The sequence below is a fragment of the Allobaileyella intestinalis genome, assembly GCF_009695865.1.
GTDB classification, from domain to species: domain Bacteria; phylum Bacillota; class Clostridia; order Peptostreptococcales; family Anaerovoracaceae; genus Allobaileyella; species Allobaileyella intestinalis.
Genome location: NZ_VUNB01000003.1, coordinates 59,491 through 69,804, shown reverse-complemented (window position 1 = coordinate 69,804; position 10,314 = coordinate 59,491). Strand labels below are relative to the sequence as shown.

Genomic DNA, 10,314 nt, shown 5'->3' with positions numbered 1-10,314 from the left:
TGTGAGGACATGAAGGACAATGATCTGAGAAATAAAATCGGAGAGCTGGCTTTCCAGGTAACCCAGAATGGCGCAACAGAAAGGCCTTTTTCTGGAGAGTATGACAACTTCTTTGAGAAGGGCATATACGTGGATGTAGTAAGCGGCCAGGTGCTTTTTTCCTCCCTGGACAAGTTCGATTCAGGCTGCGGCTGGCCAGCATTTTCCAGGCCGGTGGCAGATGATGTCCTGAAGGAAAAAACAGATACGTCCTTTGGCATGATCCGAACTGAGGTCCGGAGTTCAGAAGCCGGCTCCCATCTGGGACACGTTTTTCCCGACGGACCAAAGGAGACAGGAGGCCTGAGATACTGCATCAACTCCGCCGCCCTGAAATTCATTTCTTTTGATGAGATGGAAGAGCAGGGATATGGAGAGTATAAGAAGCTCTTTGAGTGATCAGACAGTCAGAAGCCGCCGGGCCGATACTGAGCCAAGCCCGGACCTGAAAGAGCTGTAAGGGTGTTACCTGGGCATATTCCCTGATATTTTTTTTCCGTAAAAAAACTGGCATACCGTTTCACTTTCGTGGCGGTATGCCAGATTTTTATTTTGCGTAGTGTCCGTCGATGAAGACGATGTCTTCGTCAGGCCCGAATGCTGAATTGCTGTAGGCCTTGATCAACGCTATGATGAAGTCCGCCAGGAACCAGAATCCCAGTCCCCCTCCCGTAATGAGCTTCAGTATACCCAGTCCGATCTGCCCTCTGTAAAATCTGTCAATTCCGAATTCTCCCAGCACAAAGGTGAAGAGCCAGACATACAGATGCTTGTTGCACTTCCGTGGCCTGGAATTACCGGGGTTGGCATTACCGTTTCCGCTGCTCCAGCCCTGGCTGCCGGACTCCCGGCTATTATAGTTTTCTTTTTTTCCGGAGGAGAAGCTGCGATCATCTTCACCATTACTTCCATCTGAAAAAACATCGTCTCCGGTGCCCATGTAATCTGTCTCAACGTCGTAAACCCGGGAAATCAACATGCCCCCGTCTATTTCAAAAATCCTTACAGCATCTCCTTCTGCAGGATTCTCATACTGGACAGCAGACAAAGGCGCTTCCGTCAGGTCTCCCTTACCGTCGCTCACGTAAACCTTTTCCCCGTTAATCCTTACAATATGTTCCATATGTTCACACCCTTTCTGAAATTACGGTATTGATCTCACTGCTTTCGCTATTCGTGTTTTCCATTCGTTCCCTGGCTCCGTTATTTCGCACCAGACTCGTACAGGATCGTACAGGAGCATTATACAACAAGAGCGGTCGGAAAAAAGAGGGGTAAAGAGCAGTTTCTGGCTGGAAAAAAAGAGTCGTAAAAAGCTGACTCTGTGGATTTCCGGCCCGGCAGAGGCCTTGAAAAAACACGGAAAACTATTGGAAAATACCAGCCCAGGTATTAAAGTACTAATATGAGAACAATTCGCAGAAGAAGCTGGAGGCTGACAAGATGAAAAACAAAAATGGAGGAATGATACGGGTATTTCCCTTTGCAGTGATGAGGAGTATAAAAAAATAAATACTAAAAGAAAAACTCGCCTGAGCGAGTTTTAAATCCACATCTGCGTGGGCCCCGAAGGGCGGTTAGGAAAAATCTTTATTTGAACCTTGTAGTGTAATCTCATATGGTAGCTAATTGAGACAATGAGAGAATATCCCAAATCAATAATAAAGTCAAGCTATTGTAGAGAAGAAGTCGAACAGAAATAGAAAATACATCGGAGGACATGATGAATAAGAGCAGCGAAAAGTATTATTTAGGCTTGGACATTGGTACGAACTCGGTAGGCTGGGCGGTGACAGATGAAACATACCACATTTGCAAACATGGTAAAAAGGATCTTTGGGGTATTAGATTGTTCGAGTCAGGTGAGCAGGCAGCAGAGCGCCGTGCACACAGAACTTCAAGAAGAAGAACTGCTCGGAGAAAAGAAAGAATCGACTTGTTGCAGATGATTTTTGCTGAGGAAATGGCGAAGATAGACGATACATTTTTTATAAGGCTTAATGAAAGCCGTCTTCATCTGGAAGATAAAACTACCGGAGAGAAGTTTCCTCTATTTATTGGAAAAGATTACTCGGATGTCGATTATTACGATGAGTTTCCAACTATTTATCATCTGCGCAGGGAATTGATAGAAAATCCAGAGCCTCATGATATTCGTCTTGTTTATCTGGCTATTCACCACATTGTTAAAAACAGGGGACATTTCCTGATTGATGGGGACTTGAAGACAGCAACAGATTTTGATTCAACCTTTGCAGAGGTGATGCTCAATCTGGGTGGAGAGACTATGCCTTTTGCAATCGAATGTGACAATGGGAAAAGGGACATTGTAAAAGAAATCCTCAAGAGCAATGATCCTAAGAGCATTAAAGCGAAAAAAATGAAAACGTGTTTTGTTTTTGACTCAGAAGATCTGGATAAAACGGAAGAAAAATTGCGGAAAGGTGCGATTGAGCAGATATGCAAACTGATATGTGGAAATAAAGGAGATTTGAGCAAGCTGTTTTATCATGACGACCTAAGTGACTTGGAAAAAACATCATTCAGCTTTTCAGATCAGGACTATGAAGATGCAATTCTGCCTGCACTGCAAGAAATTAAACCAGATGAAGCGTTGATCATCGAAAGTATAAAAACAATTTATGACTGGAGTATATTGTCAGACATTCTTGGAAACAGTAAGTATCTTTCAGATGCAAAAGTAGAACAGTACGAAAAGCATGCAAGAGAATTAAGAATCATTAGGCGGTTGATAAAAACTTACTGTCCAAGAGACGAATATAATAAGTTTTTCAATGGGACGGACAAAGGCGCAGGATACTCAAATTATATCGGCGAGATACAGAAGAACGGAAAAAAGTATCCAGCGGAGAAATGTACAGAAGAGGAGTTTTACAAGAACGTCAAGAAAACTCTGTCGAAGATGAACTGCAATGAAAATGATCAAAAGGATCTGGAATATATACAGGGAGAATTGGATGCAGGTAAGCTCCTTCCGCTTCAAAGAAGCAAGGATAATTCTGTCATTCCGAGACAGGTCCACCAAACAGAACTAGAAATGATCCTGAAAAATGCAGAAAAATACCTGCCATTTTTGAATCAGGCTGATAGTAATGGGATAACTGCAGCACAGAAAATTTTATCTCTTTTCAAGTTTAGAATCCCGTATTACGTTGGCCCACTGAGTGATAGACACAAAGATGTGGGAGCTAATCAGTGGATAGAGAGGAAAAAGGATGGCCGGATTTATCCATGGAATTTTAGAGAAATGGTAGATGAGTCTAAGAGTAATGAGTCGTTTATTACTCGCATGACCAACAAGTGTACCTACATTATTGGTGAAGATGTATTACCTAAGAACTCGTTGCTGTATTCACGTTATATGGTGCTTAATGAACTCAATAATCTGCGAATTCGAGGAAATAAAGCAGATGTTGCCACGAAGCAGAGCATCTTTAATGATCTGTTCATGACAAAGAACCGTGTTACGGGAAAGACCTTGCTCAAGTATCTGCAGAAAAATGATCCGGATTTAAAGCTGGAGGATCTCAGCGGGTTTGATCAGGATTTCAAGGCACAGTTAAAATCGTATCTTGATTTCAAGAAGCAGGTGCTAGGCAACAGAATGGCTGAAGACAATGTTAAAGCCATGGTAGAGGAGATTATTCGCTGGAAGACCATATATGGTGATGATTCCAGAATGGTTGGAAATGCTATTGAGGAACGTTACCCAAATGAACTTTCTGCTGACAATCTGAAAAAAATATCAAGATTCATATACACAGGATGGGGAAATTTCTCTAGAAAATTCCTTACAGAAATAGAGGGCGTAAACAGGGAAACTGGAGAGATTTATTCATCAATAATTAATGCTCTTTGGGAAACAAATGATAACTTGATGCAGCTTTTGGGCAGCAAGTATACATTTTCTGATGAGATAAAAAAGATCAATTCAGAGAGAGAAAAGGAAATCACTGAAATCTCATATGATGCGCTGGTAAAAGATCTGCATGTGGCACCCGCTGTAAAAAGAGCTATCTGGCAGACCATACAGATTACGGAAGAATTGAGCAAAATTCAAAAGGGTGCGCCGGAAAAAATATTTGTAGAAATGGCCAGAGGAGAGGAGAAGGAAAAGAGGAAAAAAAGGACTACATCGAGAAAAGATAAATTGCTGGAACTGTATGCAGGCTGCGATAAGGATGCACGGAATTGGAGCAAGGAGATCGAAGATAGAGAAGAACGTGAATTCAACAGTATGAAGTTGTTCTTGTACTATTCACAACTGGGCAGAGATATGTATACAGGAGAAGCAATCGATCTGGATCAGTTGATGAAAGGAAACTCTAAGTGGGATAGAGATCATATATATCCGCAGTCAAAGATAAAGGACGATAGCATAGATAATCTGGTTCTTGTAAATAAATCCAGTAATATAAAGAAGAGCAATGAATTACTTTCTTCCGATGTTCAAAAGAAAATGCTCCCTTTCTGGAGAGAACTGTTGAAGATGGGCCTGATATCAAAGAAAAAATTTGATCGGTTGACGAGAAGAGGGAAGTTTACCGAAGATGAACTCAGCGGATTTATTGCCCGTCAGCTGGTAGAAACAAGACAGTCAACAAAGGTCGTGGCTGACTTATTAAAACGGATCTACCCGGATAGCGAGGTCGTCTATGTGAAGGCTGGATTGGCTTCAGACTTCAGAAAAGATGATCTCAAGATGTTAAAGTCCCGCAGAATTAATGACTATCATCACGCAAAGGATGCTTATCTCAATGTGGTAGTGGGGAATGTTTACAACGCAAAATTCACATCTGATCCAAGAAAATGGTTCGTTGATAATAAAGAAAAAAATTACAGTATTAACAAGGTGTTCAGATATGATGTAAAAAATTCCAAGGGGGAGAAAGTATGGGTTGGACCAGACAGAAAAAAAGACGGGAAGCTTGTTTTGAATGAATACCGTGGAATCACAGGTGGAACGATTGACACAGTGAGAAATACGATGTTGCAAAATAACATCCTATATACGGAATACACGTATTGTGAAACTGGAGAATTATTCAATTCAACTGTATTAAAAAAAGGTTCGAAAGCTGCAACGATTCCTCTGAAAAAAGGTATGGATATAGAGAAATATGGCGGATATTACAGTCCAAACACTTCGTACTTTGCAATGATTGAATATGATGATCAGAAAAAAGGAAGAATCCGACAGATCCTAGGAGTCCCAATTTATGTAGCGAATGTAATGGAACAAGATCAAGACGCGTTTATACATTATTGTGAAAATGTCAAAGAGTATAAAAATGTTCGAGTTGTCATAAAGAAAATCAAGAAAAATTCGTTAATAAGCGTTAATGGATTTCCTATGAGAATCAGGGGAGAAAACATAACAAATATATCGTTAAAGAGTAACATGCAATTGGTGTTGGATTTCAATTCGGAAGTCATCATAAAAAAAATAGAATCGTTTTTAAAAAAGAATCCTGATTATGAGGTCGAACCAGATAAAGATGGATTTAGCCATGAACAATTAAATGAAGTATATGATGCTCTGCTAAACAAATTGAAAACTGTATATGCGAATAGGCCTGCTAACCAATGGGAAAAACTGGAAAAAGACAGGAGCTTATTTATCAATATTTCTTCCTTGCGGGATAAAGCTATAGTAATAAATGAAATACTGACTATGCTTCGTTGCGATATAGCAACGTCATCAAATTTGTCACTTCTTGGGGAAGGACCAGCGGTTGGTGGTATCGCTATTAATAAAAATACTATAAGTAACAAGTGCAAGCTAGTAATTGTTAACCAATCCGTTACAGGCGTGTTTGAAAACAGGATCAAATTATAGCTATGAGCTGGAGAACTGTAATCATTACGGGTGTAGCAAAACTGGATTATAAAATGGAGTATCTCGTTGTAAGAAAGGTGGACTCAATAAAAAGAGTCCACCTTAGCGAGATAGAGGTGCTTATTATTGAGTCAACAACAGTTTCAGTTACAGTTGCTTTGCTTTCGGCCCTGATACAACATAAGACAAAAGTTATTTTTTGCGATGAGAAGCATAATCCGGAGAGCGAGTTAATTCCCTGTTATGGATCATATGACAGCAGCGGAAAAGTAAAAGATCAGTTCAATTGGGGTGCAGATATCAAGGAGATGGTTTGGACAGAGATTATTGCAGAGAAAATCAGAAAACAGAGAGAGCATCTGCGTGAAAGAAAGATTTATGATTCTGCAGAATTGCTTGGACAATACATAAATGAAATACAGCCACGAGATATTACGAATCGGGAGGGTCATGCGGCAAAGGTGTATTTTAATGCACTTTTCGGCAAGAGCTTTACACGAAGCAGTGAGTGTTCGATAAATGCTTCTTTAAACTATGGTTATGGCATTTTGCTTTCATATTTCAACAGAAATATTTCTGCTAACGGATATCTTACGCAACTTGGATTATTCCATGACAATAGGTTTAATCCATATAATCTGGCATCTGATTTAATGGAACCTTTCCGAATCCTTGTTGACAAAAGGGTTGTTGAAATGGAACCGGTCAAATTCGATAAAGAGGAAAAGCATGAACTTATCGCATTGATGCAAGAGAGAATAATTATTGATGGGAAATCTCATACTATTTCTAATGGAGTACGCATTTATTGTAAAAGTGTATTTGATGCGATCAATGACAGAGATGTCTCACAGATAAAGTTTTACAGTTATGAGTTATAGGTATATGAGAATATTTGTATTTTTCGATCTTCCTGTTGAAACACAGGAGAACAGGCGGGATTATAGAAAGTTTCACAAATTCCTTGTAAAAAGTGGTTTTTTGATGCTACAGGAAAGTGTATATTGCAAATTGGCATTGAATCAGACTGTAGCTCAAGCGGTAATGTCGTCTGTAAGGAAGGAACGCCCGTTGGATGGCAATGTAAAAATGATGGTAATAACAGAAAAACAGTTTGCACGTATGGAGTGCCTTGTAGGTGGTGAAAAGGACGTTGTTGTAGATACTGATGACAAACTGGTGATATTATGAGATTAGATTATGTTCCACATAGTTTATCTTTTGAAATTGAAAGAGAATCGCTAAATTTTATATCGTTTGAAAATTCTGTACACTTTGAGAATGTTGTATTTGATTTGCATGAAACTGTCAGCTTTGGTGAAGATAAGGTGCGAATGTGGGAGGATGGAAGTATCATAGATCTGCATCGTACAGGGGATATCATAACAACACCATTTGATGTAAATTTTGATAGGAGAGAAATACAAAAAAAGGCCTTAGAAATATTCTCTTCTGAGTTGCGCTATTGCGGAATTGAAGAACTGCTTGCAGAAATAAATCATAGCCTGTTGAAAATGATCTCGGAAACAGAAGTGATGTTTGATTTTGCATTAGAATACTCAGAGTCTATTTCAATAAATGAAGTGCTGAAAAGTGTTGGAGTCAGGTTAAAGGAGCCAGAAGGTACTTTTATTGAACGTTTGACTGAATACGTGCATTGCCTTCATAGGATTGGCGGGAAATCTGAGTTCTTTCTGATAAACTGCAATGCATATTTAAGGGAGGGCGATAACACTTTGCTAGAGGAGTTTGCGAAGCAAGAAAAAGTTGATATTGTACAAATTGAGGGAGCGGTAAGAAGAGCAGGTGGAGAAGAGGATGGAGTTAAAGTTACCATCATTGATGATGATGGCTGTGAGCTATATATATAAAAATTCGTTTGTATACTATATGAAGTTACGGACGTGTGTAGTGACGTTTACTTGAAAATTGAGGTTTGAGAGTAGTGTAACTTCATATGGTAGCTGAACAGCCGTGCAGCCGGATAGCGCCAGGTCTACGTTTGAGAGTAGTGTAACTTCATATGGTAGCTGAACAATTAACGGCGGCGATGATGAGGAATAGCAAGTTTGAGAGTAGTGTAACTTCATATGGTAGCTGAACCTACACCTGTAGAAATTGGCAGTTTGCTAAGTTTGAGAGTAGTGTAACTTCATATGGTAGCTGAACTGAGCATTGCGGTTGATGGAATCATCGGACGTTTGAGAGTAGTGTAACTTCATATGGTAGCTGAACTACCACCATAACAACCACTGGGTTTAAATTGTTTGAGAGTAGTGTAACTTCATATGGTAGCTGAACTTTCCGGGTCTTTTGTCAATCTGCCAATAAGTTTGAGAGTAGTGTAACTTCATATGGTAGCTGAACATTCTTAAAAACTCACGCCTTGCATACGCCGTTTGAGAGTAGTGTAACTTCATATGGTAGCTGAACTAGTTGTCCTGTTGATTTATCGGTTGTTGTGTTTGAGAGTAGTGTAACTTCATATGGTAGCTGAACATAGCTATGCCATAGGCGGATGCGACTTATGTTTGAGAGTAGTGTAACTTCATATGGTAGCTGAACAATGTGGGACGTTGATCACATCGCAACCTAGTTTGAGAGTAGTGTAACTTCATATGGTAGCTGAACTGTTACAATTGCTTCACTGACTCCAAAGTAGTTTGAGAGTAGTGTAACTTCATATGGTAGCTGAACTGGGTCTACGTTTCGCCAATTGTAGCCGTTGTTTGAGAGTAGTGTAACTTCATATGGTAGCTGAACGCATCGTCCGACGCTGTAATCGTCCGCTTGGTTTGAGAGTAGTGTAACTTCATATGGTAGCTGAACGCAGGGTTTGTGAATTCAATCGACGGGTTTGTTTGAGAGTAGTGTAACTTCATATGGTAGCTGAACTGTAAGAGATGGAATATTCGATGATCAGGTGTTTGAGAGTAGTGTAACTTCATATGGTAGCTGAACCGAAAATACCATCTCGCACAAAGTTATTTGGTTTGAGAGTAGTGTAACTTCATATGGTAGCTGAACCTACGGTAATCGGCGGTGGAACTCTGGCAAGTTTGAGAGTAGTGTAACTTCATATGGTAGCTGAACTTTTACGATATCGATCTGGCCTGCAAGGTCGTTTGAGAGTAGTGTAACTTCATATGGTAGCTGAACTTCATACCGGCTCAGAATGCCGTCAGGGTCGTTTGAGAGTAGTGTAACTTCATATGGTAGCTGAACTAGGCCATTGTCCAGGGTGCACGTCTGTAGGTTTGAGAGTAGTGTAACTTCATATGGTAGCTGAACAAGGCGAAGTATGGCGAACCTTAGCTAAGGGTTTGAGAGTAGTGTAACTTCATATGGTAGCTGAACTTATTTCTCCTTTTTCGGTGCTGTGATTTTGTTTGAGAGTAGTGTAACTTCATATGGTAGCTGAACCAGAACCACCCACGCAAAGCTAACCCCTTAGTTTGAGAGTAGTGTAACTTCATATGGTAGCTGAACTGGGTCTACATTTCGTCCATTATAACCGTTGTTTGAGAGTAGTGTAACTTCATATGGTAGCTGAACCGGCGAAAAACTGCATACGAATTAACAGCGGTTTGAGAGTAGTGTAACTTCATATGGTAGCTGAACGACAACGATGAGACCAACAAGTAGACAAAAGTTTGAGAGTAGTGTAACTTCATATGGTAGCTGAACGAGACCTCACCCGGAGGAATCGAAGCGCCTGTTTGAGAGTAGTGTAACTTCATATGGTAGCTGAACCGCCGCGAGCGTCATGCAAGAAGTGCGTAAGTTTGAGAGTAGTGTAACTTCATATGGTAGCTGAACCCGCAAACAACCCAACTGGCTTTTGTGTCGGTTTGAGAGTAGTGTAACTTCATATGGTAGCTGAACGTAACACTGGGAGTGGACGAGGACGCAGACGTTTGAGAGTAGTGTAACTTCATATGGTAGCTGAACAAAAACCGGAAGCCCGACATCTTTCAGAGTGTTTGAGAGTAGTGTAACTTCATATGGTAGCTGAACCCGGAAGGCAGGAGGTAGAAAGATGACAGTGTTTGAGAGTAGTGTAATCTCATATGGTAACTAAATTGGAGAGGAGGAGCGAGCCGTCATGGAGCTGTTTGAGAGTAGTGTAATCTCATATGGTAACTAAATTGCATTAAGAAACTCGTCACTCACTCTGTGGTTTGAGAGTAGTGTAATCTCATATGGTAACTAAATGAGAGAGCAGTGAAGTAAATCTATTGTATTGCTTTGCTGCACAGATATTCTAAGAGAATCAAACACACCAACCAAAGGAAGATGCTGGTTTTGAAGGAAACTGGCATCTTCTTTCGTTTCATAGGGACTGCCGGAGGGGCTGCCAGGCTGATCCGGCGCCTTTTCTAAGCCTGCCTTCACCCCCTGGAGCGGCTTTCCCC

Annotated in this window: 5 protein-coding genes, 1 pseudogene and 1 CRISPR repeat array; of the genes and pseudogenes, 5 read left to right on the top strand and 1 reads right to left on the bottom strand. The window is 40.5% G+C overall.

Annotated features, from left to right (window positions below; all coding sequences use genetic code 11):
- Window positions 1-12: 12 nt before the first annotated feature.
- Window positions 13-438: pseudogene (gene msrB / locus FYJ66_RS03780) on the top strand (peptide-methionine (R)-S-oxide reductase MsrB); the annotation flags it as partial.
- Between the two features lie 148 nt (window positions 439-586).
- Here msrB and FYJ66_RS03775 read toward each other — a convergent pair.
- Window positions 587-1,162 (bottom strand): TM2 domain-containing protein, encoded by a 576-nt coding sequence (locus FYJ66_RS03775; RefSeq protein ID WP_235897351.1) that lies wholly within the window; start codon window positions 1,160-1,162, stop codon window positions 587-589.
- Window positions 1,163-1,762: 600 nt separating this feature from the next.
- Between FYJ66_RS03775 and cas9 the strand changes: the two genes are divergently transcribed.
- From cas9 to csn2, 4 genes are read left to right on the top strand one after another with little or no spacing between them, the layout of a single operon-like run.
- On the top strand, window positions 1,763-5,899 hold the full coding sequence (gene cas9, locus FYJ66_RS03770; RefSeq protein WP_206156985.1) for a type II CRISPR RNA-guided endonuclease Cas9: 4,137 nt from the start codon (window positions 1,763-1,765) through the stop codon (window positions 5,897-5,899).
- Window positions 5,900-5,901: 2 nt separating this feature from the next.
- On the top strand, window positions 5,902-6,780 hold the full coding sequence (gene cas1 / locus FYJ66_RS03765) for a type II CRISPR-associated endonuclease Cas1 (protein WP_154572184.1): 879 nt from the start codon (window positions 5,902-5,904) through the stop codon (window positions 6,778-6,780).
- 4 nt (window positions 6,781-6,784) lie between these two features.
- Window positions 6,785-7,090 (top strand): CRISPR-associated endonuclease Cas2, encoded by a 306-nt coding sequence (gene cas2 / locus FYJ66_RS03760; RefSeq protein ID WP_154572183.1) that lies wholly within the window; start codon window positions 6,785-6,787, stop codon window positions 7,088-7,090.
- A complete protein-coding gene (csn2, locus tag FYJ66_RS03755; protein ID WP_154572182.1) occupies window positions 7,087-7,770 on the top strand; it encodes a type II-A CRISPR-associated protein Csn2 in 684 nt (227 codons plus the stop codon). The genes cas2 and csn2 overlap by 4 nt, the downstream gene beginning before the upstream one ends.
- Window positions 7,771-7,833: 63 nt before the next feature.
- A CRISPR array of direct repeats spans window positions 7,834-10,114; the repeat unit is 36 nt; unit sequence GTTTGAGAGTAGTGTAACTTCATATGGTAGCTGAAC.
- Between the last annotated feature and the right edge of the window lie 200 nt (window positions 10,115-10,314).

Coding starts and splice junctions, on each gene's coding strand:
- FYJ66_RS03775 (WP_235897351.1), bottom strand. CDS start 1,162: ATGGAACATATTGTAAGGATTAACGGGGAAAAGGTTTACGTGAGCGAC.
- cas9 (WP_206156985.1), top strand. CDS start 1,763: ATGAATAAGAGCAGCGAAAAGTATTATTTAGGCTTGGACATTGGTACG.
- cas1 (WP_154572184.1), top strand. CDS start 5,902: ATGAGCTGGAGAACTGTAATCATTACGGGTGTAGCAAAACTGGATTAT.
- cas2 (WP_154572183.1), top strand. CDS start 6,785: ATGAGAATATTTGTATTTTTCGATCTTCCTGTTGAAACACAGGAGAAC.
- csn2 (WP_154572182.1), top strand. CDS start 7,087: ATGAGATTAGATTATGTTCCACATAGTTTATCTTTTGAAATTGAAAGA.